Origin of the sequence: Nocardia anaemiae NBRC 100462 (assembly GCF_001612725.1) — a bacterium.
Lineage (GTDB): Bacteria > Actinomycetota > Actinomycetes > Mycobacteriales > Mycobacteriaceae > Nocardia > Nocardia anaemiae.
In genome coordinates, this window is record NZ_BDAZ01000010.1 from 69,620 (window position 1) to 94,493 (window position 24,874).

Genomic DNA, 24,874 nt, shown 5'->3' on the forward strand with positions numbered 1-24,874 from the left:
TTCCTGGTAGTGACCGGTCACCGATCCAGAACGACGGAACGGTTCAGGTTGCGCGGATGGTCCGGGTCGAGTCCTTGGTCGGCGGCGCGCAGCACACAGAGCCGGTGCACGCGGACCAGATCGGCCATCGGATCGATATCGCGGTGTTCGAAATGCGCGCCGGTGACGGCCACATCCTCCGCGAAATTGGGGACCAGCGCTCCGAAGGCCCACACGGCGCGGCCGGGGGTGGAGATGCTGATCGGACCGTGCCGGTATTCGGTCTGCAGATACGACTCGGTCCAGGATTGGCAGGATTCGCGCAGCTTGAGCCCCGCCTCCTCGGCGATCGCGGCCGCGAATCCCATCCCGACGAAGCTGATCTGCTCGGCACGACGCACAGCGGCCAGTGCCGTCGCCGGGTCTTCGGCGAGTACGGCCCTGGCCTGCTCGATCGCCGGACGCAGCTGCTCGCCCAGATGCCAGCGCAGGATCGCCAGCGCGGTGGTGGCGAAGCGGGTCTGCACCACCGACTGTTCGTCGACCTCGTCGATCAGGATCGGATCGCCCAGCTCGAGTACCGGGGTGCCCGGACTGCTGCAGATGACGGTGCGCGGAATGTGTGCCGGTATCGCCCGCATGGCGTCGACCACCTCGGTGGTGGTGCCGGAGCGACAGATGACGAGGTAGCGGTCGTAATCGCGACGGCTGCGAACCTCGCTGGCAGGCCAGGCGTCGGTAATGCCCTGACCCGAACTCTCGCGTAGTGCCGCGACGGCGCGGGACATGAACAGTGACGTGCCGCAACCGATAACGGCGACACGCTCACCCGGTTGGGGCAGTACGGCGCGGTGTTCGGCGGCGGTGGTCTCGGCGCGTACCCAGTCGTCCGGCTGGGTGGCGACTTCGGCGGCCAGATGAGTCACGGGGGTGGAGTGAGCGGAGATGGGCACAACAACAGAATCACCCGATGTGATCGTTCATGTCAAATTTACGAGCGAATCAGTCACATATGATCAAGATTGGGTCTAGCCTGTTGGTCAAGCGATTCGTTCGCTCCATCATCGGCGCTGCGGTAGCGCTCGGAGCGAAAATTTGAAAGGTTCTGCTCGTGAAAAGACCCCTGCACGGCGTCCTCGCGGGGATCGCGCTGGTCACCGGCCTCGCGCTCGCCGTCTCGTCATGTGGTTTCGGCTCCAAGGATTCAGCCGACTCCGATAAGACGATCAACTTCCTGGCCCCCACCTACAGCGACGGTGCCAATGGCACGAAGGCGCTGTGGGATCGCATCATCGACGACTTCCAGAAGCAGAATCCGGACTACAAGGTCAACCTGCAGATGGAGTCCTGGGAGTCGATCAACGATGTGGTGAAGACCAAACTGCAGTCCAAGTCCACCACCCCGGATCTGCTGAATATCGACGCCTACGCCAGCTTCGCCGGTGACGGCATGCTCTATCCGGTGTCCGAGGTCGTCTCCCCGAATGTGCTGGCGGACGTGCAGCCCGGCTTCGCCAAGAACGCTTCGCTGAACGGCACGCAGTATGCGATGCCGCTGTTCGCCTCCACCCGCACCCTGTTCTACAACACCGACCTCTTCGCGAAGGCCGGGGTGAGTACGCCGCCCAAGACCTGGGCGGAGCTGACCGATGCCGCCAAGAAGATACAGGCGCTCGGCGGCGGTGTCTCCGGCTACGGTCTGCCGCTCGGCAGTGAGGAATCGCAGGCCGAGACGTCGCTGTGGACCTTCGGCGCGGGCGGCAACTGGTCCGATGGCGACAAGATCACCGTGGATACCCCGCAGAACCTGGAGGGGGTCAAGGCCATGCGGGAGATCTTCGACGCCGGTGTCACCCAGCCGAATCCGGGTGCGACCAACCGCAAGGACGTCATCAATTCGTTCATCCAGGGCAAGATCGGGATGATCGAAGGGCTGCCGCCCACCATCGCCCAGATCGCCGATAAGAATCCGGGCCTGAAGTACGCCACCGCGCCCTCGCCGACCAAGGACGGTGCGCCCGTCACGCTCGGGGTGGCCGATCATCTGATGGCATTCAAGAAGGACGGCAAGAAGGCCGAGACGATCAAGAAGTTCCTCGACTTCTTCTACTCGGCCAATGTGTACGCGAACTTCGTCAAGAACGAGCACTTCATCCCGATCACGACCAGTGCCACCGCGGTGCTCGCCGACGATCCGGTGACCAAGGCGTTCGCGGCGACCCTGCCGGTGGCCAAGTTCTACCCGAGCAACAACCCGAAATGGGCCGCGGCGCAGGGTGCCATGCATCAGCAGATGGGCACCATCGCGCAGGGCGCGGACCCGGCTCAGGTGTTGCAGCGGATTCAGGAAGCAGCGAAGTAGCGTGGGGCGTCCAGGTTCCCGGGTACTCGCGGGGAAGAATTCGACACTGCGGGCCGTCCCCTGGATCGGGCCGTCCCTGGTGCTGATCGCGGCCATCGTCGCGTTCCCGGTCGGCTATATGGTCTGGACCAGCACCCGGGACCTGAGCGCCTACGGCCAGGACCGCGGTCCCGCCGGACTGGCCAATTACCGAAACCTGTTCGATATCAGCGAATTGGGATCGGTACTGGCGCACACCGTGGTCTGGGTGGTCACCGTCGTGCTGATCACCCTGGTGCTCTCGGCGGGTCTCGCACAGTTCCTGAACAAGGATTTCCCGGGACGCACCGCGGTGCGCATGGCGATTCTGGTGCCGTGGGCGGCCTCGGTGGTGATGACGACGACCATCTTCTATTACATGCTCGATCCCGATGTCGGCATCGCCAACCGGTTCCTGGTCGATATCGGGCTGCTGGATCGGGGCTACGGTTTCACCAAACAGCCGACGCCCGCCTTCCTGGTGGCGATCGGCGTCGCGGTCTTCGTCTCGATCCCGTTCACCACCTACACGATTCTGGCCGGGCTGCAATCGATTCCGGCCGAGATAGAGGAGGCGGGCCGGGTCGACGGCGCCAGTGCGTGGCAGCGCTATCGATATCTCACACTGCCGCAATTGCGTCCGGCGATCGCGGTGGCCACGATCATCAACATCATCAATGTATTCAACTCACTGCCCATTCTGCAGGTGATCACCGGCGGTATCGCGGGCTTCGGTGCGGATACGACGACGACCTTGACGTTCAAGCTGATTCGGCAGAATCAGCAGCTCGATACCGCGGCCGCGATGAGCGTGTTGAACTTCGCGCTGATCGTGGTCATCATCGCGATCTATGTGAAGGTCATCAAGCCGACCCAGCAGGTGGACGCATGACGACGCAGGCCGAAATTCTCATCGAAGGTGTGCAAATCCCGCCGGACACCACGGTTGCCGAGCCCCCGAGCAGGCGACCGCGGCGGCGGCGTTGGGAACTCACCGCGGTGGGCGTGGTGCTCGCCGTTATCTTCCTGACCCCGTTCGTGGTGATGGTGCTCGGCTCGCTGAAGAGCCGCGCCGAAATCCTGCGCATCCCACCGACATATCTGCCCGAGACCTGGCATCCGGACAACTACGCCACCATGTGGGACACCCCGGAGACGCCACTGTCGTTCAATCTGGCGAGCACGATCATCATCTCGGTGTGTGCCACCTTGCTTGTGCTTTTCGTGGCCATTCCGGCCGCGTATTACACGGCGCGGCACAAGTTTCCGGGTCGCGCGATATTCCTCGCGCTGGTGCTGGTTACCCAGATGTTGCAGCCGACGGTATTGGTGACCGGCCTGATCCGGGAGTTCTTCACCCTCGGCATCAATGACACCTGGCTGGCCATGATCCTGGTGAACGCCGCGTTCAACCTCTCGTTCGCGGTGTGGATTCTGCACAGCTTCTTCGCCGCCATTCCGGTGGAGATCGAGGAGGCCGCGCAGCTCGACGGTCTGAGTCGCTGGCAGATCCTGGTCCGGGTGAGTCTGCCGCTGGTCTGGCCGGGCATCGTCACCGCGACGATTTTCGTGGTGGTGGCCTGCTGGAACGAATTTGCGGCGAGCCTGGTGGTGCTGACCACCCCGGAGAATCAGCCGCTGTCGGTGGCGCTGACCAAATTTGTCGGGCAGTACGACACTGCATGGCAGTACGTCTTCGCGATCTCGACGGTCGGCATAGTTCCGGTGGTCATCCTGTTCGCATTCATCGAGAAGCGTCTGGTCGCGGGGCTTACCGCGGGCAGCGTCAAGTAATCGGCCTCGGGGCAGGCGCTTCCGACCGGTAGCATCGAATCCGTGGCACGGCAGGATGACGAAACCAAGGAGGGCCGCAGTTACGGCGGGCTGTCCAAGCAACAGCGGGTAGCCCAGCGGCAGACACGACTCATCGATGCCGCACTCGAATTATTCGGCACCCAGGGCTATTCGGCCACATCGATCGAACGGCTGTGTACCGTCGCGAATGTTTCCACGCGCAGTTTCTACGAGGATATGGGCAGCCGCGAGGCATTGTTGATTGCACTGGTCAATCGCATTACCTCGCACGCGGTCGAACGTGCGCTGGAAAGTATGGCGAAGACCGCAGGGCAACCGCTTTCCACCCGGGTGGTCGATGCTTTCCGTGCCTATCTCGAGGTGACCTGTGCCGATCATCGTTCGGCGCGAGTGTGTTACGTCGAACTGGTCGGGGTCAGTCCGGCGGTGGAGGATTGGCGCCGTCAGCAGCGCCGCCTGCTCTCATCGCTGTTGATCAGTGAGGCGGAGCGAGCCGTCGAGCGCGGCGAGACCAAACCGCGGCGGTTCGATCTGTTCGCGCTCGCGGTGATCGGCGCGGTGAATTCGCTGGCCCAGGAGTTGGTGCGGACCACCCATCCCGATACCGAGGTGTCCCTCGACGAAATATGCAAGGAGATCGCATATTTCGTGAATTCTGGACTTGCGTTGACCTAACCGGCGAACCGAAATGGTTCGGGCCCAAACGCTATGGTGGCAGAGATGATGTTCGAGGGATTCGTCGAGTTCGATATCGAGACCGCCGAAGGTCGCGTGCATGGGCGCCGCGGTGGTGACGGGCCGCCCGTCCTGCTACTGCACGGGATACCCGAGACGCACCTCATGTGGCATAAGGTCGCATCGCGGTTGGCCGAGCGGTTCACCGTCGTGGCAACGGATCTGCGGGGGTTCGGCGACAGCGCCTCGCCGCGGAGTCGGCCGGACCACAGTCCACACAGCATGCGAGCCATCGCCGCCGAACAGGTCGAGGTGATGGCGAGCCTCGGCCATGATCGGTTCAGCGTGGCCGGTCATGATCGTGGCGCGCGGTGCGCGTATCGCATGGCGCTGGATCATCCGGAAAGCATCACGCGGTTGGCGGTTTTGGATATCGTGCCGACCGCGGACAGCTTCCGTGCGGCGGATATGGACTTCAGCCTCGGATTCTGGGTGTGGTCGTTCCTCGCCGCACCGGAACCGATTCCGGAACAGCTCATTGCCGGTGACCCGGCGATTCTCGTGAACCATATGCTCGATAGCTGGGCCGAGGATCCCAGCGTGTTCTCGGATGACATCCGTGCGGAATACATCGAGAAATTCCGCGACCCGGATACCGTGCATGCGATCTGCGAGGAATATCGGGCCGCCGCGACCCTCGATTACGCGCATGACGAAGCCGACCGGGGGCAGCGGCGGATCGCCTGTCCGGTTCTCGTATTGTGGAGTGCCACAGGCGCTGTCGGCAGTTGGCATCGGCCGCTGGAGGTATGGCGCCGCTGGGCGGACGATGTCCGTGGTGGACCGCTCGACGTCGGACATTTCCTACCGGAGGAAGCCCCGGAGGAGACCGCTCGCCACCTTCTGGCGTTCCTCTGATATGCGCTAAACCACGTCCACCCGAACCCCGGCCGCCCGAATCGTCGCCACCGCACTCGGATCCGCATCCGAATCCGTCACCAGTACATCGACCTGCTCGATCCCGCAGATTCGGGCCAGTGCTGAGCGCTCCAGTTTGTCCGCGGTGGCGACGACCATCACCTGACCGGACCGCCGGACCATCTCGGTGGTCACCCCGGCTTCGTCGATATGCCGACACTGCGCGCCGCCCTCGGCGGATATCGCATTGACGCCGAGGATCAGTGCGTCCAAACGCAATTCGGCCAGCGCGCGCTCGGCCAACGGTCCATGCAACTCATAGGACTCCCGGCGCGCCACTCCGCCGAGCACGATGGTGCGCATATGTGGCCGCAACACCATCTCGCCCGCGATATTGAGCGCGTTGGTGACGATGGTCAGTGGGTCACCGGCGGCAGTGGCCAGATCGGTTCGCCCGGCCAATGCGCGTGCGACGGCGGTCGTCGTTGTGCCACCGTTCATTCCGACTACCGCACTCGGTTCGATAAGTCCCGCAGCGTGTTCGGCGATCCGTTGCTTGGGCTCATCCGCGCCCTGCCGGTAGCGCGCGGGCAGGTCGTAGGCGACCGAAGTCGCGACCACACCGCCGTGTGTCCTGGTCGCCAATTGCTGTTCGGCGAGTGCGGTGAAGTCGCGGCGCACCGTCGCCGGGGAAACCCCGAGGCGTTCGGCGGCCTCCTCCACCGAAAGCCGCCCGGTGTCGGCGAGCAGTTCCAGCAGTCGGTTCCATCGCTGCGGCCGGTCCGTCGGTGCGGTCATGTCAAACCTTCCCGTCCACGCGAGCGACCTGCTGTTTTTCCATGCACGCGAACAATCTGAGCACAGGCACGTGCCCGACCGTAGAGATTCGGCCGCCGTATTACCAAGTCGGACACCTTCATCGCCGTGCCCGCAATCCATCGAGCACCAGATCGACCACCCGGCGGACCGCGTCCGCGTACGACTCACCGGTCCGGGCATAGATCTGCAGGGTCATCAGCGCGGCCACCTCGCCCGGCTCGATATCGGCGCGCATGACACCGGCCTGCTGCGCCTGCATGGTCATTCGCGAGACCGATTCGACAATCCGCCCCCGCACCTCGTGCAACCGTGGATCGGCCTGAATCTCGGCATGCAGATTCGGCTCGATCGCCGATGCCAGCGCTCCGACCCGCCGCTGCGCACACTCGTGCAGAAAACGCGAAAGCGCGGGCCACGCCGCCCCCTCCTGCGCCAATGCGGTCGCCGCCAACTGAGCCAGCTCGGCGAGGTAGGACTGGGCAGTTTCGGCGATCAATGCATCCCGATCCGGGAAGTGCCGATACAGCGTGCCGACACCCACACCGGCCCGATCCGCGATCTCCTTCATCGGCACATCGACACCTTGCTCGCGGAAGGTCACCAGCGTCGCGGCAATGATCTGATCCCGGTTGTTCCTGGCATCAGCCCTCTTCGGACCGGTCGTCGTCCTCACCTCCAAAGTTAAGTGGACGAAATCCTTCCGGTTACTGTACTCTCCGCTTAACCGGACGAAATTCGTCCACTTAGTCGAAAGGTGTTGTCATGAACAAGACGGTGCTGATCTCCGGCGCGGGCATCGGCGGTGCGACCCTGGCGTACTGGCTGGCCGACCGCGGCTTCCGAGTCACGGTGGTCGAGCGGGCGAGGGACCAACGCTCCAGCGGAAACCCGGTCGACGTGAAGGGACCTGCCATCGATGTGGTCGAGCGCATGGGCATCATGCCGCAGCTGCGCGCCGCGAATTCCGCTGTGTCCCAGATTAATTTCGTCAACGCCAGCGGCCGCCGCGTCGCGCGGGTCGATCTGAAGGCCTTCCAGGGATCGGCGGGCGACCGCGAGGTCGAGATCCCCCGAGCCGATCTCGCCGCGATCCTGCTCGACGCCAGCCGCGACAGCGCCGAATTCCTGTGGGGCGACACCATTACCGGCCTGAGCCAGCACGCCGACGGCGTCGACGTCGCCTTCGAACACGCCGATCCGCGCAGCTTCGACTTCGTGATCGGCGCGGACGGACTGCATTCCGTCGTGCGCCGCCTGACCTTCGGCGATGAATCCGAATTCGTCCGGCATATGGGCATCTACATCGCCACCATTCGGATCGATGCACCATTCGGCAGCAACAGCGAAGTCCTCATCTACAACACGCCGGGACGGGCACTGTCGGTGCACCCGACGAAGGGTCGCGCCCTCGCGGCATTCATGTTCCGCCACAACGGCGTTCCCGGTTTCGACCATCGCGACACCGAACTGCACAAGCGCCTGGTCATCGAGGCCTTCACCGACCAGGGCTGGCGGGTTCCCGAATTGCTGGACCGCGTGCGCGATACCGACGACTTGTTCTTCGACTCTGTCAGCAAGGGCGAACTGCCGAGCTGGTCGGACGGACGCATCGCGCTGCTCGGTGACGCCGCATCCTGTGTCTCACTGTTCGGCGACGGCTCCACCCTCGCGATCGCGGGGGCGTACACGTTGGCGGAGGAACTGGCGGCTACACCCGAGGACCACGAAACGGCGTTCCAGCGCTACGAGACGCGGCACCGCGTACTGGTCGACCCCAAACTCAACGGCGTTGCCACCGCGGCATCGATGCTCATTCCGGCGACGAAGGCGGGAATCGCGCTGCGCAATACCGCGACTCGCATCCATCCTGCTGTTACGGCGCTTCGCGACCGTGCGAGATGCACCGCTTGACGGTCACCGTTTGCCACCACGAATTTCGCACCCGCTTACCCCTCAGTTCTTCGCGTCCCTGTTCAGAGGGAGGTGGGGAGCCCGAAGCCCGGGAAGAGGGTGGCGTCGAGGAAGACGGTGATTCGGTCGATCGCGGTGTCGCGCAGGGTGAGTAGGTGGATGGAATGTGCCTGGTAGGTGTCGGTTTCGTCGCGGCGGTAGTAGGCGATGGCGGGTTGGGTGTTGGCGGAGGTCGGGATTGCGCGCCAGAGGTCGGGGGTGGAACCGCATTTGTCGGTGAAGAAGGCGAGTACGTGGGCGCGTCCGGCGAACCAGAGCAGGGCGGGTGGCATTTCGAGGACCACATCGTCACGCAGGAGCTCGGCGAAAGCAGCCATGTCGGCGTTGCCGAAGGTGGTGACGTATCGGTCGATCATCGCGCGTTCGACCGGGCTCAACGATTCCGATATGCGGTCGAGCATGGGGGCGTCTTTCTCCAATTGGGCGTGGGCGCGTTGCAGTGCGCTATTGACTGCGGCGGTGGAAGTTTCGAGCAGGTCGGCGACTTCGGCCGCGGACCAGGCGAGTACGTCGCGCAGGATCAATACCGCGCGCTGGCGGGCGGGTAGGTATTGCAGGGCCGCGATGAATGCGAGCCGGATGCCGCTGCGGGCCGCGACCACGGTTGCCGGATCGTCGGACGCGGTGCCGAGCAGTGCGTCGGGAATCGGTTCCAGCCAAGGGATTTCGGGATGACGCTGCGGTTTGGTGACCACGGTATCGCTCGGCCCGACAAGTCCGCTGGGCAGCGCCCGCCTGCCGCGCTGTTCGAGCGCGGTCAGGCAGGCGTTGGTGGCGATCCGATACAGCCAGGTGCGCAGCGACGCCCGGTCCTCGTCATAACGGTCGGCCGAGCGCCAGGCCCGCAGCATCGTCTCCTGTACCAGATCCTCGGCATCGTGGATCGAGCCGAGCATCCGATAGCAGTGCGCGAGCAGTTCGGGCCGGTAGGGCGCGGTGCGCGCCGCGAAATCCGCACTGACCGTCATGGGTGCACAACTTACCGAGGAATCTGTGGCGCTGGTCATGCCTGCACCCCGGTGCGGTCATCGCGACCTGCCGAGTCGGCGGTCAACCCGTCGCTCGGTGTGACCGCGGGGGCGGAGGCCAACCAGTCGCTGGGTGGTTCCGCGGGGTCGGTCGAAACCGGCTCGGTGGTGTTCGGCCCGGGTACGGGCGCACCGGCCGGAATCAGCAGGCCGATCGCAGCACCGAGGAGCGCGAGCAGAGCCGCGGTCCCGATGGCGGCGGCGAAACCGGCACTGAAGGCCCGCGGGCTTGCGAAGGAGCCCACGGCCGCGAAAACAGCTGCGGGAACGGCGATTCCGAATGCGCCGCCGAGTTGGCGCAGGGTGTTGTAGGTCCCGGATGCGGCCCCGACGGCGGGCATCGGAACGGCCCGCAGTACCGCACCCTGCGCGGCCGGAATCGCCATCGAAACACCGACACCGGAGATGACGAAGGGCGCGATCATCGCGGCGTACGACAGGTCCGGTCCTGCGGTGACGGCGATCCACCCGTAGCCGACCGCCTGCATGAGCAAGCCGGTGATAACCAGCGGACGTTCACCGAACCGGTTGACCTGCTTGCCCGCGATCGGTGCCACCAGGAACAGCGTCACCGTCCACGGCGCCAATCGCAGTCCGGCGCCGAGTGGACCCTGCTGCTGCACGATCTGCAGGAATTGGGCGAAGAAGAACGCACCACTGAAAATCGAGGCGGCCAGTAGGAATCCGACCGCATTGCCCGCGGAGAAGGCGCGCGAGGCAAAGAAGCGCATCGGAATCAGCGGCGCGGTGGTGCGCAGTTCCCAGCGCACGAATCCGATCAGTGCCACCGCCCCCGCAACGAAGGCGGCCACGACTTCGGCACTGGTCCAACCCGATTCATTGCCTCGAATCAGTCCCCAGACAATGCCGAACGCGGCGACGCTCACCAATGCGATCCCGCGAAAGTCCAATTTGCGCGCCTCGCCGATACTTTCGGCCAGCCGCGTGCGCACCAGCGGTATCAGCACCGCACCGATCGGCAGGTTCAACCAGAAGATCCACTGCCAGGCCAGTCCTTGCACAACCGCACCGCCGACGAGTGGGCCGCCGAGGGTGGCCAATCCGGTTGCCGCCGCGAATAATCCGAGCGCCTTGGTCCGCTGCTCCGGCTGGAATGCCGCCGAAAGCAAGGCCACCGCGACGGGCATGATGGCGGCGGCACCGATGCCCTGTGCCGTCCTTGCGGCGATCAGCAGACCCAGATTCGGTGCCAGCGCACATCCGGCCGACGCCGCGCTGAACAATGCCAGCCCGCCGACGAGCACCCGCCTGCGGCCGTAGCGGTCACCGAGCGCCGCGCCCGCCATCAACAGCACCGCGAAACTCAGGTTGTAGGCGTTGATGGTCCATTCCAGCTCGCCGATCGATGCGTGCAGATCGAGCTGGATCGCATGCATAGCGGTCGTGACGACCAGTGCGTCGAGCACGATCATCAAGCCTGCCAGTGATGTCAGCGCCAGCACCCAGCGCTGCCCGTTAGTCATCTTCATTGCTTCCTCCGATGGGTTGTGCGGGTACATACCGGCGCCGCGGCGCCGATTCATCGGAGGTTGCGAAAAAAGTCTCTAGGGACGCGAAGGCGCTAGATCAGCGACGACAGGGGCTTTGCGCAGGGTGCGCACCCAGACGGCGAACCCCCACGCGACAAAGCCCGCATAGATCAGATACAGCGTCGCCGACGGGTAATACCCCGCCTTCAGTAGCAATGGCACGCCGACGAGGTCGACAGCTATCCAGATCAGCCAGAATTCGGCGAGCCCGCGCGCCATCCCGTAGGTCGCTAGCACCGACCCGGTGAAGATCCAGGCCTCCGCCCACGGCCCGTAGGAACCGATCAGCGCGAACAATCGAGCGAATGCGGCCGTACCGACCAACATGGCAGCCACCAGCACCAGCCGTTCACGCCCACTCGCCCAGCGCGGCGCGACACCGCGGTGCTCGAGTCCGGTTTCGGCGCGCGCATGCCGATACCAACTCCACCAGCCGTACACGCTGACCGCGATGAACATCAGCTGACGCCCGGCCTGTCCGGCCATATTCAAATGCTGTGGCGTGTTGAAGATCCCACCGACGAAAACGGTGAACAACAGCGCATTGCCCGCGATCCCGATCGGCCACGCCCACACCCGCCGCCGCATACCGCCCACCGCGGACGCCAGCCCGAACCCATTGCCGATGACCTCCCGCCAAAGAATCTCCGACCCCCCGACATCCAACTTGGCGTCGAGCAACGCAACCAAAGGGCTCACCCCCGCTACAACCCGCCCACCCCAACTTCTCATCCCGAAGCCACTGCCCTTCACGCATACCTTCGCGTTCCGGCGACGGCGTTTCGCGCGGCGAGCCGGTGTGCGAGGTCTGAGAAAGGTCTGCGAGGTGTGCCGCGTAACGATTGCGCAATCTGGGATCGCGATTCGCAATATCCGTGCAACGACCTGCTCCTAGTGTTTTGGTCATGACGGCGAGCGGTACCGAGGAGCCCATCGGCGGGACGGGCATCCACATCAGCGGTTTGACGAAGACATTCCGGGTCGGCCGGAAGACGGTGCAGGCGCTCGACGATGTGGAGCTGCATACCGAACAGGGCGCATTCCTGTCCCTGCTCGGCCCATCGGGCTGTGGCAAATCGACGGTGCTGCGCATCCTGGCCGGACTAGAGACACCGACCGCGGGCAAGGCGCTCATCGACGGTGAGACGCCCGCCCAATTGCGCAGCCGCCACGAACTGGGCATCGCCTTCCAGGATTCCGCGCTGCTGCCGTGGCGTTCGGTGGAATCCAATATCAAGCTGCCGCTGCAGGTCGCGGGCATTTCGCCGGATCCGGGACTGATCGCGGATCTGGTCCGGCTGGTCGGCCTCGAAGGCTTCGAGAAGGCCAAACCGGCGCAGCTGTCCGGCGGTATGCGCCAACGTGTTTCGATCGCACGCGCCCTGGTCGTGAAGCCGACCGTGCTGCTGCTCGACGAACCGTTCGGCGCGCTCGACGATATGACCAGGCAGCGGCTGAATCTGGAACTGCTGCGGATCTGGACCGAGAAGCCCGCGACCACCCTGATGGTCACGCACGGCATCGCCGAGGCGGTATTCCTCTCCGATGTCGTCGCGGTGATGAGTCCGCGGCCGGGCCGGGTGCTGGAGTTGGTGAAGATCGATCTGCCGCGCCCGCGCACGCCCGAGATGATGCGCACGCCGGAGTTCCACAAGTTGCACGACTACCTGTCCGAGCTGCTATTCGGGAAGTCCGGCAAGGGCGGTGTCGCATGAGCGATCGCGATTGGACCGCATCGGTCCGTGACCACCCGGGGGGTGCGGCATGAAACGAATCGGTGGACTGGTCGGCGTTCTCGGATTGATCGCGATCTGGTGGCTGCTTGCCGCGCTGGAGGTCGCGGGCGGCACGATTCCGAGTCCGTGGACCGTCCTGCACACCATGTACACCGACGGCTGGGATCTGTACGGCCCCAACTTCCGGATCACCGCGCTCGGCGCGCTGAAGGGCTTCATCTGGGGCAATGCGCTGGCCATCGCGCTGGCGATGCTGATCGTGCTGATTCCGTGGATCGAACCGCTGGCGACCCAACTCGCTATTCTCAGTTACTGCATCCCGCTGCTCGCCCTCGGTCCGATCATCCTGGTGGTGTTCGGCGGGCGCACCCCGACGGTATTCCTCGCGGCGATGTACTGCTTCTTCACCACCATGGTCGGCACGGTCACCGGATTGCGCTCGGCCGATGTCACCAGCCTCGACCTGATCCGCGCCTATGGCGGCGGTCGCTGGCAGCAGCTCTACCGGGTGCAGGCCATCGCGGCACTGCCGAATCTGTTCGCGGCGTTGAAGATCGCCGCACCGTCGGCCGTGCTCGGTGCGATCATCGGCGAGTATCTCGGTGGCGTGGACAGTGGGATCGGTGTGGCGCTGACCGCCGCGCAGACCGCCTATAACGTGCCGCGCACCTGGGGGATGGCACTGGCCGCCGCCGCCCTCGCGGGCCTCGGCTACGCGATTGTCGCGCTGGCCGCCCGACTGATCGCCCCATGGACCGCGCAGGAGTCGAGATGAGCCACGCTGGAGGAGTGCGATGACTGAGGAACTCGGGCCGGTGGACAACGTGACTGCCCCCGAACCGACCGCCATGGAGAGCACGCGACCCCAGCGCGGTGCCGCCGCGGGGACAGTCGCTGTGCTGACGAGGATCGGCCGCTTCCTGTTCCCCCTGGTCACCGCGCTCCTGCTGATGCTGGTGATCTGGTACGTCTTCCTGAAGGCCTTCCCCCAAGTCGGCCCGCGAGTAGGCAAAACGCCCAGCGATATCTGGAAGTACCTGTTCAATTCCTCCGGCGCACATACGGCACGTCAGGCGATATTCGACGACCTGCAGATCACCCTGCGCGACGCCGCGATCGGCTTCGGGGTCGGCATGCTGGCGGCACTCGTCGTCGCGGCGCTGTTCGTCTCGTTCTCGGTGGTGGAGCAGACGTTCATGCCGGTCGCCATGCTGTTGCGTTCGGTGCCCCTGGTGGCGCTGACCCCGATCATCGTGCTGGTATTCGGACGCGGACTGGCCGGTGTGACGGTGCTCGCGGCGATCGTGGTGTTCTTCCCGGCACTGGTCATGATCATGGCCGGTTTGCGCAACGCACCGCGGCAGGCGATGGATCTGGTGGCCGCGTACGGCGGCTCCCGCTGGACCGGACTGCGCATGGTCGCCGTGCCCGCCGCCCTGCCCTCGGTTTTCGCGGCGGCGCGGATCTCGGTGCCCGGCGCGCTGATCGGCGCATTGCTCGGTGAATGGCTGGGCAGTGGAACCGGGTTGGGGGCCAGTTTGATTCGCGCCATTCCGACCTTCCAATACAGCAAGCTGTGGGCCTCGATCGTGATCGTCACCATTGTCTCGGTGCTGCTGTACGCCATCGTCGGTGTCATCGAAAATCTGGTGCTCGCCCGATTCGGCCCCGAGGCGGGCCGCCGCTGACCGGTCAGTTTTTCGCAAATCAATGCTCGGAACGTCAAAGTAAAGAAATCGAAACGGAATCCCCCTAGATTCGGCCCATGAACCCCGTACAACGCTCTACGTTCGGGCCGAACCTGAACCGGCGATCCCTGCTTCGTTACTCCGCGCTGGCCAGTGCCGCATTGGGCGGTGCCAGCCTGTTGGCCGCATGTGGCGATGATTCGAAAGACTCGTCGGGCGGGTCGGTGGCGGATGGATCCAAGTACGGTTCCGTCGCCATCCAACTGTCCTGGCTCAAGAACATCGAATTCGCGGGCGAATACTTCGCCGATGCCAAGGGCTACTACAGGGAGGCCGGATTCGGTTCGGTGAATCTGATCGCCGGTGGCGCCGCGAGCACCTCGGTCGAGGCCGGTCTGGACACCGGCAAGGTCTGGCTCGGCACCTCGGCCCCGCAGACCACGGCGCCCGCGATCCTGGAGGGACTACCGGCCAAGATCGTCGCGACCACCTATCAGAAGAATCCGTTCTGCATCGTCAGCTCGGCCGCCAAGCCGATCAAGACTCCGCAGGATATGAAGGGCCGCAAGATCGGCGTCCAGGACACCAATCAGCTGATCTTCAACGCACTGTTGAACGCCAATGGCATGAAGCCGAGCGATGTGACCATTGTGCCCGCGCAATACGATCCGACACCGCTGGCCAACGGTGAGGTGGACGGCTGGGTCAGCTATGTCACCAATGAGCCGATCACGTTGACCGCCAAAGGGTTCCCGAATACCAACTTCCTCTTCGCCGACTACAACCTGCCGCTGGTGGCCGAGACCCTGACGGTCAAGCAGTCCACCATCGATAAGGAACGCGACAAACTGAAGGCCTTCCTGATCGCCGAGATCAAGGGCTGGAAGGACGCGGTCGCGAATCCGGCCGAATCGGCGCGGCTCGCGGTCGAGGTATACGGCAAGGATCAGAAACTCGATCTGAACGAACAGACCCAGGAGGCGACCGCGCAGAACGGTCTCGTCGTCTCCGCTGATTCGACCGCCAATGGTTTGCTGACCATGACCGATCAGTTGATCGAGCAGAATATCGCCGCGCTGCGCAATGCCAAGATCGATATCAAGGCCGATCAGCTGTTCGACCTCTCGGTGCTGCGCGAGGTGTACGCGGAGAATCCGGGCCTGAAGTAGAGCTAGAGTGCCACCGGGGCGTTGGCCGGTAATTCCCTGAATTCCGGTTCGGCGCTCCGGTTTTCGGTGTGCTGTCGGCCGGCTCCCGACCGGGCGGCAAGCAGTTCGGCGGCGATCGAGACGGCGACCTCGGCGGCGGTGCGTGCCCCGATGTCGAGACCGGCGGGGGAGTGCAGGCGGGCGAGCGTGGCATCGTCGAAACCGCCCGCTCTCAGATCTTCGACGCGTCTCAGATGTGCGGACCAGGAGCCGTTCGCGGCGAGGTAACCCAGTTCCGGTAGTCGCAGTGCCACGGTGAGCAGCGGGATTTCGAAGGTCGGATCGTGTCCGAGCACGACGATTGCCGTGCTGCTATCGATTTCGCCCGCCGCCGACAGGGTGTTCAGGTACCGGTGCGGCCAGTCGACGACCACCTCGGCCCCCGGGAAGGCATCGGGCGTTGCGAAGGTGTCGCGGGAATCGCAGATCGTGACGCGGTAGCCGAGCAGTTTGGCCTGAACGGTCAGCGCCGCGGCGAAGGCATTGGCGCCGAAGATGATCAGCCGCGGCGGCGGCGGGAACGAGGCCACGAATACATCGGATTCGGGCAGCGCGACCAATTCCGTCGCATGCCGCTGCGGAGTGATCAGATGCTGGCCGATCAGATCCGGATCCGGATTCCATACCACGGTGAAGAGGGTGACCCTGCGGTGCGCGGCGATTTCCGCGGCGATGGAGGGGAACTCCGGAAAGTCCCGCCGCGAGAACGGCTCGAGGAAAACATCGACCATGCCGCCGGAGTCCAATCCGGGCTCGCCGGGTGGGACGCCGATACGGTGCAGACCGCGTCGGCCGCTGCGCGCGGCATCGGCGGCCGCCTCGATCACGGTCGTCTCGACACTGCCGCCGAGCAGCGAACCATAGACCGCACCATTGGCATCTACCAGGATCGATGTGCCGACCGGCAGCGGTCCGGAACCAACAGTTCGCACGACGGTGGCCAGTCCACCCGTCCGGCCCGAATGCCACACCCGCAATAGGTCGTCGACGATGTCCCGCATCTGTTCAGCTCCGCTCACGCGTGCGGCGTGGCCGGGAAGTCACGATCATCGCCTGTCGCCAAATCGTCGCACGTGACGCACACCATATCGTTATTACCGGCTAAATAGGTGCGCCCGCCGGAATCTCTAACGGCGGCTTGATACACCGAGGTCCAATGCTTATGTGACATCACAACCGGATGGCCTGGTGTGTTGTGGAACACAGCTCTCGCCAGGCCGGTCGGTGCCGCGAAGGCCGCGGTGAGCACCCGTGCGACCACATCGGCCCCGACATCGGGGGTGTCCACCGGCATGATCGCGACGTACTCGGCGGGCGTTCGCGCGACGGCTCGCAAACCCGCCCGCACTGAGGCCCCGAGTCCGGTGGCCCAGTCGGCCGCCCACACATGATCGACACCGTCGGGTAGATCGACCGCGGCCGGTGACGGTCCGGTCGCGCCGAGCACCACGATCACCGGATCGCAGCCGCCCTCGCGTAGTGCCGCCACCGCCGAACGCAGCCAGGCGCCGCCCTCGGCCAATGCCTTGGGCATCCCGTAGCGCGTTCCGGCACCCGCGGCCAGGACAATGCCCGCGCAGACCGGTTCGGGTGATGCCGCCATGAAAAGACGGTAGCCCGGTCGCGTAGCCAGTGGGTTACGCAAAAGCGCTCTGACGTCGACAGTCGGACGCCGACGACACGCCGGAAGTGATCTGTCCCGTTCGACTGGCGACCGGGTCGGTCGTATTCGATGCTGGTCCGATGACATACGACGGGATGGGCCTCGCGGAATTCAACGCGTTGTCCGAAGCCGAGGCGAATGCGGCCTTGCTCGTGTGTTGCGCCTCGCCGGAATGGGCGCGGGCACTCGCCGCCGCGCGGCCGTACGCGAATGTCGATGCCCTATTCGACAGGGCCGATGCGGTGCTGGCCGAGTTGTCCGAGGTGGAAATCGATCGCGCCCTCGACGGGCATCCGCGCATCGGCGCCCGCCCCGATACCGCGGCATCGGCACGTGAGCAGGCGGGGGTAGCCGGGGCCGAGGATGCGGTGCGGGTGGGGCTGGCCGAGGGCAATCTGGCCTATGAGAAGAAGTTCGGCCATATCTATCTGGTGTGCGCGACCGGTAAGTCCGGCGACGAGCTGCTGGATTTGCTGACCGCCCGGCTCGGAAACGATCCGGAGACCGAAAGGCGGGTTATGCGAACGGAATTGGCGAAGATCAATCGGATTCGGTTGGCCCGGCTGGTCGGGGGCGGCGAATGAGCACGCTCAGTACCCATGTGCTCGATGCCGTCGCGGGTGCGCCCGCGGCAGGTATCGCGGTGGTGCTCTATCGGGATACCGAGGTGCTCGGTTCCGCAACCACCGATGACGACGGCCGGATCGCCTCGCTCGCCGCGGCATTGCCGCCCGGCACGTATCGGCTGGTGTTCGATACCGGCGCATACTTCGCCGAGCGCGCGGTCGAATCGTTCTATCCGGAGGTCGCGGTCACCTTCGTTGTCATCGAAGAGCGGCACTACCACGTCCCATTGCTGTTGTCGCCCTTCGCCTTTTCCACCTACCGAGGGAGCTGAGCCATCCATGGAGCTGACCGGGCCGATCGTGCTGTCCGACAACCGGTACGGAAAGGCGGAGAACCGCATTGTCCGGATCTACCGGGACCAGCCGCGCCACGAGATCCGCGATGTGAACGTATCCACGGTGCTGCGTGGCGATTTCGCCGATGCCTATGTCGCCGGTGACCAGTCGAAGGTGCTGCCCACCGATACCCAGAAGCAGACTGCCTACGCGTACGCGAAAAAGCCTGGGCTGCAACCGATCGAGGACTACGCGCACACCCTCGCCGCGCATTTCGTCGACGAGATCGCGCCGGTCGACAGTGCGCGCATCGAGGTCGAGGAGTATGCCTGGCAGCGCCTTACCGTCGACGGCAGCGAGCACGATCACACCTGGGTGCGGCAGGGTTCCGAGGTACGGACCGCGACCGTCACGGTGGCGGGCAAGGGCGAACGGCAGCAGGCCTGGGTCATCGGCGGGGTCAAGGATCTGGTCATCCTCAAGTCGACCGGCTCGGAGTTCGCCGACTTCCTCACCGATGATTTCACCGTGCTCGCGCCGACGCACGACCGGATGCTCGCGACCTCCCTGGTGGCGCAGTGGCGGTTCGCCGCAACGACCGGCGTGGACTGGGATGCGGTGTACGCGGGCGTCCGGCAGCGGATGGTCGAGGTCTTCGCGACGCTGCATTCGAAGGCTATGCAGCAGACGCTGTTCGAGATGGGCAAGGCCGCGCTCGAGGCCTTTCCTGTGCTCGCCGAAATCCGGCTGATCGCGCCGAATAAGCATCATTTCGACTACGACCTCGCTCGATTCGGCATCGAGAACAACGGCGAGGTCTTTCACGCCGACGACCGGCCGTACGGACTCATCCATGCCACAGTGCGGCGGGAAGACGCCCCGGAAGCCGGGCCCGCATGGCTACCGTAGGTGCCATGACGACAACGACGGTCATCGACGGGTGCGCCGTGGCGACCGTCGATCCGAACGGCACCGAATACCGCCGCGGGTATGTAACGGTGCGGGGCAATCGGATCACCGCGGTCGGTGCCGGTGATGCGCCCGATCTCGGCGCGGACGTGCACCGCATCGATGGCCGTGGCTGCCTGCTCACGCCCGGGCTGGTGAATACCCATCACCATCTCTACCAGTGGATCACCCGGGGCCTTGCGGCGGATAACACCCTGTTCGAATGGCTCACCACGCTTTATCCCATCTGGGCTGGCATCGATGAGGAGGCGGTTCGGGTGGCCGCGACCGGTGCGCTCACCGCGCTGGCCCGCACCGGTTGCACCACGTCCACCGACCATCACTACGTATTCCCGCGCGACGGCGGCGACCTGCTCGGCGCGGAGATCAGCGCGGCCGCCGAGGTCGGGTTGCGATTCCATCCGACCCGCGGCTCGATGGATCTCGGGCAGAGTTCGGGTGGGCTGCCGCCCGACGAGGTGGTGGAGACCCTCGACGCCATTCTCGCCGCGAGCGCGGATGCCGTTGCGCGCTGGCATGATCCGTCGTTCGATTCGATGCTGCGGATCGCGCTCGCGCCGTGTTCGCCGTTCTCGGTGACCACCGAATTGCTGCGCGAATCCGCCGTGCTGGCACGCGACCTCGGCGTTCGCCTGCATACGCATCTGGCCGAGACGATCGATGAAGCGCGGTTCTGTGCGGATAAATTCGGCTGCACACCCGCGCAGTACATGGAGCGGCTCGGCTGGCTCGGCTCGGATGTCTGGTACGCACATGGCATCCACCTGGATGATGCCGCCATCGACACCATGGCGAAAACCGGTACCGGAGTGGCACATTGCCCCACTTCCAATGCCCGGATCGGGGCGGGCACCGCGCGCACGGCGGATCTGATTGCGGCGGGCGTGCCGGTGGGGCTCGGTGTGGACGGTGCGGCGAGCAATGAATCCAGTTCGATGATCGAGGAGCCGCGCAATGCGCTGCTCTACGCAAGGGCCAAGGGCGGACCGCGCGCGATCAGTACTCGAAAAGCCTTGGAGCTGGCCACCATCGGCGGCGCACGGGTGCTGGGGCGAGCGGCCGAAATCGGGTCTATCGAACCGGGCAAACTCGCTGATCTCGCGCTCTGGCGGCTCGATACACCCGCACACGCGGGCATCGATGATCCCGTGACCGCATTGATTCTCGGTTCCGCGCCGCCGCTGACCGCATTGCTCGTCAACGGGCGCACGATAGTTCGGGATGGCGAGGTGCGCACTGTCGACGAGGAGAAAATCGGCGGCGAGGTCGCTCGAGCACAGGCGGCGCTGGTAGCGAAGGCGGGGTAGCGCCGTCGCGCGGCGATTCGACCAGGAGGCATCGAAGCGCCAGCCGGTGGCTCGAGATCAGCTACAGCCAGTGGACTGGGGAATGCGTGGAAGTCGCCTGGCTGAGCGACGGCGTTCGACTCTGAGAACCCGACTGCCTCAGCGCAGGTCTTCACGCCGAGCGTGTGGGATGCCTGCACCACGAGTCTGCATGACGGACCAGAATCCGGTGGTGATGGGAGCCAGCGTCGAACGCAAGAGCCGGACAGGCCGATCGAATTCGCTCCGTGGCTGCGAAGGTCCTGATCAGACGGTATTGCTGGATACTGGAACAGAGACGTCTCGGACTGCGTGGCTCGGCGGCCGAGGGCACGGGTGCTCTATTCGGCGGGTAACGGCCGCGCAACCTGGGGCGGGTGTTGCGCAACATTGCGGCAACCCACAGCTTCTACTGTGGCGGCAGCGGTAGTGGAGCGAGGTGTGGCGTGGATCTGGACACGATTCGGGATGTGGTGGTGGCTCGGGGGCGGGGTGACCTCGGCCTTTTGGGCGGAGCGTGCGGGGTGCTCGCCGGGGGGACGTTCTTGTTCTCGGAGCCGCAGCAGGAGTTGGATCGGCTGGTCGATATCACCGCACTCGGGTGGCCCGCGTTGACGGAGACGGCGCAGGGGTTGGAGATCGCGGCTACCTGCACGTTGGCGGAGTTGGCGGGGGCCGGGGTCGGGCAGGAGTTGGGCGCGGAGGTGTTGCGGGCGCAGTGGCCGGGGACGGCGTTGTTCGCGCGGGCGTGCCGGGCGCTGGTGGCGTCGCACAAGATATGGCGGACCGCGACGGTGGGTGGGAATGTGTGTCTGTCGTTGCCCGCCGGGGCGGTGTTGGGGGCGCTGGTGGCATTGGACGGTGTCGCGCTGGTGTGGTCCCCGGATGGTTCCGATCGGCGAATTCCCTTGCGGGAGTTCGTGCTCGGGCCCGGAAGCAACGTTCTCGGCTCGGGGGAGGTGTTGCGATCGATCACCGTTCCGACTCGAAGTCTGCTCGCGCGCACCGCATTCCGGAAGATCGCGCTGGCTCCGCTAGGTCGCTCCGGTGCGGTTGTCATGGGTCGGCGTGAGGTCGACGGCCGCTGTGCGCTGACCATCACCGCCGCGACGACCAAGCCGATGGTGCTGGATTTCGATGCGATGCCCGGTGCTGCCGAGGTCCGGGGTGCGGTGGCGGACATCGATCCGTCGCTGTGGTTCGACGATCCGCACGGAGCGCCGGACTGGCGTCGGCATGTCGCCGGTGTGCTCGCCGGTGAGGTGGCGGCCGAGCTACGCGCCGAAGTCGGTGACGGGCAATGAGATTCGAGGTCGACGGTCGGTCGGTGCAAGCCGAGCCGCGTCCTGGGCAATGCCTGCGCACATTGTTGCGTGAGCATGGCCATTTCGCGGTGAAGAAGGGTTGTGATGCGGGCGATTGCGGTGCGTGCACCGTGCAACTCGACGGAATCCCGGTGCACTCGTGCATCATTCCCGCCTACCGTGCCGCCGACCGCACCATAACCACGGCCGCCGGACTGGGTACCCCCGATGAGCCGCACCCGGTGCAGCAACGTTTTCTTGACTCCGCTGCCTTCCAATGCGGCTTCTGCACCGCGGGCATGGTGGTCACCGCCGCGGGCCTCGGTTGTGGCGGCCCGGCCGCTCCGGATCCCGAGGCGCTACCGGAGCTGATGAAGGGAAATCTGTGCCGCTGCACCGGTTACCGCGTCATCTCCGATGCGCTGAATGGCACGACTCCGGAGGTCGTAGTCGACGGCCCATCGGCGGGCGGCGATCCGGCGTCGGGCCTCGAGCGGGGCGCTGTCTCGGTGGATGGCGTGGACTCGGGAGACGGCGCGGATTCGGCGCCATGCGTCGACTCGGGTGCTGCGTCGGCAGGCGGCGAAGGTGCAGTCGCCGGGCCGCGGATCGCGACCAGCGTCGGCCCGGGTGTAGACGCGTCCTCAGGTCGGGTAGGCAGTTCGGTCGGCGCGCCCGCCGGTCTCCGCATCGTCACAGGCACAGAGCCGTTCACCTTTGACGTCCTGCCGCGAGATACCGCGATGGACTCGGATGCTTCCGATGCGCCGCCCACGGCCCCACTACATATCGCCGTCCTACCGAGCCCACACCCGCACGCGCGAATCGCGTCCATCGACACCTCCGCCGCCGAAAAACTGCTGGGCGTGCACGCAGTGCTCACCTACGCCGACGCTCCCGATATCGCCTTTTCCACCGCACGCCATGAAATCCGGGCCGACGATCCCGATGACACCTACGTGCTGGATCGCACGATGCGATTCATCGGACAGCGGGTCGCCGTCGTAGTCGCGGAAAGCCTGGATATCGCCCGCGCGGGTTGCCGGGCGATACAGGTCGAATACGACATCCTGCCAGCGGTATTCGATCCGGCCGAGGCATTACTGCCGCAAGCGCCGAAACTTCACGGCGGTAAACCGGCTTCGGCTCGCATCGCCGATACCGAACGCAACTTGATCGCCGAGATCAACGGGGAGGTCGGCGACCTCGAGGCGGGCCTCGCCGCGGCGGCACAGGTGGTCAGCGGGGTCTGGCATTCGCCGCGGGGCCAGCACGTGCACCTGGAAACCCACGGCGGTATCGGCTGGTTGGACGCGGACGGCAGGCTGGTCATCCGCTGCAGCACTCAGGTGCCGTTCCTGGTGCGCGACGAGTTGTGTCAAATATTCGGGCTACCGCGTGACCGCGTGCGCGTATTCGCCAAGCGCGTCGGCGGCGGGTTCGGCGCCAAACAGGAGATGCTGGCCGAGGACCTGATAGCTCTGGCGGTATTGCGCACCGGCCGACCCGTGCAGTACGAATTCACCCGCTCCGACGAATTCACCAGCGCCACTTGTCGTCATCCGATGCGGGTGGCGGTCACCGCGGGCGCGAATGCCGACGGCCTGTTGACCGCACTGTCGATCGACGTGCTCGCCGATGCCGGTGCCTACGGCAATCACAGCGCGGGTGTGCTGTTCCACGGGGTCGGCGAATCCATCGAGGTCTACCGCTGCGCCAATAAGCGCGTCGAGGCGAAGACGGTGTATACCAACAACATTCCCTCCGGCGCATTTCGCGGCTACGGCCTCGGTCAGATCATATTCGGCGTCGAATCGGCCATGGATGAACTGGCGCGTGCGCTCGATATCGACCCGTTCGATTTCCGCCGCCGCAATGTCATCGTCCCCGGCGACGCATTCGTCGGTGCGCAAGTGAGCGACAGCGACCTGGACTTCGGCAGCTACGGCCTCGATCAATGTATCGACCTCGCCGAACGAGCTTTGCTGCGCGGCAACGTTGTTCGCGCTCCAGGGCCGGATTGGCAGGTCGGCACCGGTATGGCACTGGCCATGATTGCCACCATCCCGCCGCGCGGCCACCGCTCCGAGGCGACCGTCACCCTGCTTCCCGACGGACGCTACGAACTCCGCGTCGGCACAGTCGAATTCGGCAATGGCACCACGACGGTGCACGCCCAACTCGCGGCGGCAGCGTTACACACCGACGTGCGCCGCATAGTGATCCGCCAGTCGGACACCGACGTCGTCGGCCACGACACCGGCGCCTTCGGATCCACCGGCATCACCGTCGCGGGCAACGCCACCTACGCCGCGGCGGTGGCACTGCGCGAGCACATACTGGTCCGGGCCGCCAAGCTGACCGGTCGCGCCGAAGCGGAATGCGTCCCGGTGGCCGATGGCGTCCGCTGCGGCGATCGACTGATCGGTGCCACCGAACTCCTGGCCGACGGTGAGTTGTCCGGATACGGCGAACACGCGGGCAGCCCGCGCTCGGTCAGCTTCAATGTGCAGGCATTCCGGGTCGCCGTGCATCCCGAGACCGGGTTGGTGCGCATCCTGCAATCCGTCCAGGCCGCCGACGCGGGCACGGTGCTGAATCCGGCGCAGTGCCGCGGCCAGGTGGTCGGCGGCGTCGCACAGGCGATCGGCACCGCGCTCTACGAAAACATGCGCTCCGTGCGAGGCGAGGTAACCACGCGGACGCTGCGGCACTATCACATCCCGCAGCTCGCCGACCTGCCGCATACCGAGGTCTACTTCGCCGAAACCGCCGATGACCTGGGCCCGCTCGGCGCCAAGTCGATGAGCGAATCCCCGTACAACCCGGTCGCCCCCGCGCTGGCGAATGCCATCCGCGATGCTGTCGGGGTACGACAGACCGGTTTGCCGATGACGGCGGACCGGATCTGGCGCGCCCTTCAGGAAGGAGACCAGGGGTGAGC

The 24,874-nt window shown here is 65.3% G+C and carries 24 protein-coding genes; 16 read left to right on the forward strand and 8 right to left on the reverse strand.

Annotated features, from left to right (window positions below; all coding sequences use genetic code 11):
- Nucleotides 1–17: 17 nt before the first annotated feature.
- Nucleotides 18–932 carry an SIS domain-containing protein gene (locus NA5_RS07980; protein WP_062983506.1) on the reverse strand — a complete coding sequence of 305 codons (915 nt, stop codon included), beginning with the start codon at nucleotides 930–932 and terminating at the stop codon, nucleotides 18–20.
- A 158-nt stretch (nucleotides 933–1,090) separates the two neighbouring features.
- On the opposite strand from NA5_RS07980, the gene NA5_RS07985 reads away from it, so the two are divergent.
- Genes NA5_RS07985 through NA5_RS08005 form a run of 5 tightly spaced genes read left to right on the forward strand, consistent with a single transcriptional unit; the run spans nucleotide 1,091 to nucleotide 5,767 of the window.
- The gene (locus tag NA5_RS07985) at nucleotides 1,091–2,341 is read left to right on the forward strand and encodes an extracellular solute-binding protein (RefSeq protein WP_063813246.1); all 1,251 of its coding nucleotides are present in this window, start codon (nucleotides 1,091–1,093) and stop codon (nucleotides 2,339–2,341) included.
- Between the two features lies 1 nt (nucleotide 2,342).
- Nucleotides 2,343–3,251 carry a carbohydrate ABC transporter permease gene (locus tag NA5_RS07990; RefSeq protein WP_062983514.1) on the forward strand — a complete coding sequence of 303 codons (909 nt, stop codon included), beginning with the start codon at nucleotides 2,343–2,345 and terminating at the stop codon, nucleotides 3,249–3,251.
- Entirely contained in the window at nucleotides 3,248–4,153 is a 906-nt protein-coding gene (locus NA5_RS07995; protein ID WP_084483965.1) for a carbohydrate ABC transporter permease, read from the forward strand. Before NA5_RS07990 ends, NA5_RS07995 begins: the two co-directional genes overlap by 4 nt.
- 42 nt (nucleotides 4,154–4,195) lie before the next feature.
- The gene (locus NA5_RS08000; protein ID WP_062983516.1) at nucleotides 4,196–4,849 is read left to right on the forward strand and encodes a TetR/AcrR family transcriptional regulator; all 654 of its coding nucleotides are present in this window, start codon (nucleotides 4,196–4,198) and stop codon (nucleotides 4,847–4,849) included.
- Between the two features lie 45 nt (nucleotides 4,850–4,894).
- Nucleotides 4,895–5,767, forward strand: a complete 873-nt coding sequence (locus NA5_RS08005) for an alpha/beta fold hydrolase (protein WP_062983603.1) — start codon at nucleotides 4,895–4,897, stop codon at nucleotides 5,765–5,767.
- A 6-nt stretch (nucleotides 5,768–5,773) separates the two neighbouring features.
- Here the strand turns inward: NA5_RS08005 and NA5_RS08010 are convergent, their stop codons facing one another.
- Together NA5_RS08010 and NA5_RS08015 are read right to left on the reverse strand one after the other, a co-directional pair.
- Nucleotides 5,774–6,565 carry a DeoR/GlpR family DNA-binding transcription regulator gene (locus NA5_RS08010; RefSeq protein WP_062983518.1) on the reverse strand — a complete coding sequence of 264 codons (792 nt, stop codon included), beginning with the start codon at nucleotides 6,563–6,565 and terminating at the stop codon, nucleotides 5,774–5,776.
- A 118-nt stretch (nucleotides 6,566–6,683) separates the two neighbouring features.
- On the reverse strand, nucleotides 6,684–7,259 hold the full coding sequence (locus NA5_RS08015) for a TetR/AcrR family transcriptional regulator (protein ID WP_062983520.1): 576 nt from the start codon (nucleotides 7,257–7,259) through the stop codon (nucleotides 6,684–6,686).
- Between the two features lie 89 nt (nucleotides 7,260–7,348).
- Here NA5_RS08015 and NA5_RS08020 point away from each other — a divergent pair, with 89 nt between their 5' ends.
- Nucleotides 7,349–8,497, forward strand: coding sequence for an FAD-dependent monooxygenase (locus NA5_RS08020; protein WP_062983522.1), 1,149 nt, complete (start codon nucleotides 7,349–7,351; stop codon nucleotides 8,495–8,497).
- A 62-nt stretch (nucleotides 8,498–8,559) separates the two neighbouring features.
- Here NA5_RS08020 and NA5_RS08025 read toward each other — a convergent pair whose 3' ends face one another.
- The 3 genes from NA5_RS08025 to pnuC all read right to left on the reverse strand — a co-directional run bounded on the left by NA5_RS08025 (nucleotide 8,560) and on the right by pnuC (nucleotide 11,834).
- On the reverse strand, nucleotides 8,560–9,564 hold the full coding sequence (locus tag NA5_RS08025) for a sigma-70 family RNA polymerase sigma factor (protein WP_084483967.1): 1,005 nt from the start codon (nucleotides 9,562–9,564) through the stop codon (nucleotides 8,560–8,562).
- On the reverse strand, nucleotides 9,561–11,075 hold the full coding sequence (locus NA5_RS08030) for an MFS transporter (protein ID WP_245672142.1): 1,515 nt from the start codon (nucleotides 11,073–11,075) through the stop codon (nucleotides 9,561–9,563). Before NA5_RS08030 ends, NA5_RS08025 begins: the two co-directional genes overlap by 4 nt.
- A 75-nt stretch (nucleotides 11,076–11,150) precedes the next feature.
- Complete coding sequence (gene pnuC, locus NA5_RS08035) at nucleotides 11,151–11,834, reverse strand: nicotinamide riboside transporter PnuC (RefSeq protein ID WP_062983526.1); 684 nt, start codon at nucleotides 11,832–11,834, stop codon at nucleotides 11,151–11,153.
- Nucleotides 11,835–12,040: 206 nt separating this feature from the next.
- On the opposite strand from pnuC, the gene NA5_RS08040 reads away from it, so the two are divergent.
- The 4 genes from NA5_RS08040 (at nucleotide 12,041) to NA5_RS08055 (ending at nucleotide 15,728) form a co-directional block, all read left to right on the forward strand.
- On the forward strand, nucleotides 12,041–12,850 hold the full coding sequence (locus tag NA5_RS08040) for an ABC transporter ATP-binding protein (protein WP_062983528.1): 810 nt from the start codon (nucleotides 12,041–12,043) through the stop codon (nucleotides 12,848–12,850).
- A gap of 49 nt (nucleotides 12,851–12,899) precedes the next feature.
- Nucleotides 12,900–13,646: an ABC transporter permease gene (locus NA5_RS08045; protein ID WP_062983531.1), complete on the forward strand. Its 747-nt coding sequence runs from the start codon at nucleotides 12,900–12,902 to the stop codon at nucleotides 13,644–13,646.
- Nucleotides 13,647–13,821: 175 nt separating this feature from the next.
- Complete coding sequence (locus NA5_RS08050) at nucleotides 13,822–14,559, forward strand: ABC transporter permease (RefSeq protein ID WP_245672143.1); 738 nt, start codon at nucleotides 13,822–13,824, stop codon at nucleotides 14,557–14,559.
- Between the two features lie 77 nt (nucleotides 14,560–14,636).
- Nucleotides 14,637–15,728, forward strand: coding sequence for an ABC transporter substrate-binding protein (locus NA5_RS08055; protein ID WP_062983532.1), 1,092 nt, complete (start codon nucleotides 14,637–14,639; stop codon nucleotides 15,726–15,728).
- Between the two features lie 2 nt (nucleotides 15,729–15,730).
- On the opposite strand, the gene NA5_RS08060 is transcribed toward NA5_RS08055, so the two are convergent.
- A complete protein-coding gene (locus NA5_RS08060; RefSeq protein ID WP_063813253.1) occupies nucleotides 15,731–16,768 on the reverse strand; it encodes an XdhC family protein in 1,038 nt (345 codons plus the stop codon).
- Nucleotides 16,769–16,782: 14 nt separating this feature from the next.
- Nucleotides 16,783–17,370, reverse strand: coding sequence for a nucleotidyltransferase family protein (locus NA5_RS08065; RefSeq protein WP_062983537.1), 588 nt, complete (start codon nucleotides 17,368–17,370; stop codon nucleotides 16,783–16,785).
- A 140-nt stretch (nucleotides 17,371–17,510) separates the two neighbouring features.
- Between NA5_RS08065 and uraD the strand changes: the two genes are divergently transcribed.
- From uraD to NA5_RS08095, 6 genes are all read left to right on the forward strand, one after another.
- The gene (gene uraD, locus NA5_RS08070; protein ID WP_062983607.1) at nucleotides 17,511–18,014 is read left to right on the forward strand and encodes a 2-oxo-4-hydroxy-4-carboxy-5-ureidoimidazoline decarboxylase; all 504 of its coding nucleotides are present in this window, start codon (nucleotides 17,511–17,513) and stop codon (nucleotides 18,012–18,014) included.
- Entirely contained in the window at nucleotides 18,011–18,328 is a 318-nt protein-coding gene (gene uraH, locus NA5_RS08075) for a hydroxyisourate hydrolase (RefSeq protein WP_062983538.1), read from the forward strand. Before uraD ends, uraH begins: the two co-directional genes overlap by 4 nt.
- A 7-nt stretch (nucleotides 18,329–18,335) precedes the next feature.
- Nucleotides 18,336–19,241, forward strand: a complete 906-nt coding sequence (gene pucL / locus NA5_RS08080; RefSeq protein ID WP_062983539.1) for a factor-independent urate hydroxylase — start codon at nucleotides 18,336–18,338, stop codon at nucleotides 19,239–19,241.
- A gap of 5 nt (nucleotides 19,242–19,246) precedes the next feature.
- Nucleotides 19,247–20,608: an 8-oxoguanine deaminase gene (locus tag NA5_RS08085; protein ID WP_062983540.1), complete on the forward strand. Its 1,362-nt coding sequence runs from the start codon at nucleotides 19,247–19,249 to the stop codon at nucleotides 20,606–20,608.
- A 464-nt stretch (nucleotides 20,609–21,072) separates the two neighbouring features.
- Nucleotides 21,073–21,930: an FAD binding domain-containing protein gene (locus NA5_RS08090; RefSeq protein ID WP_062983546.1), complete on the forward strand. Its 858-nt coding sequence runs from the start codon at nucleotides 21,073–21,075 to the stop codon at nucleotides 21,928–21,930.
- A complete protein-coding gene (locus tag NA5_RS08095) occupies nucleotides 21,927–24,872 on the forward strand; it encodes a molybdopterin-dependent oxidoreductase (protein WP_062983549.1) in 2,946 nt (981 codons plus the stop codon). Before NA5_RS08090 ends, NA5_RS08095 begins: the two co-directional genes overlap by 4 nt.
- Nucleotides 24,873–24,874 lie beyond the last annotated feature (2 nt).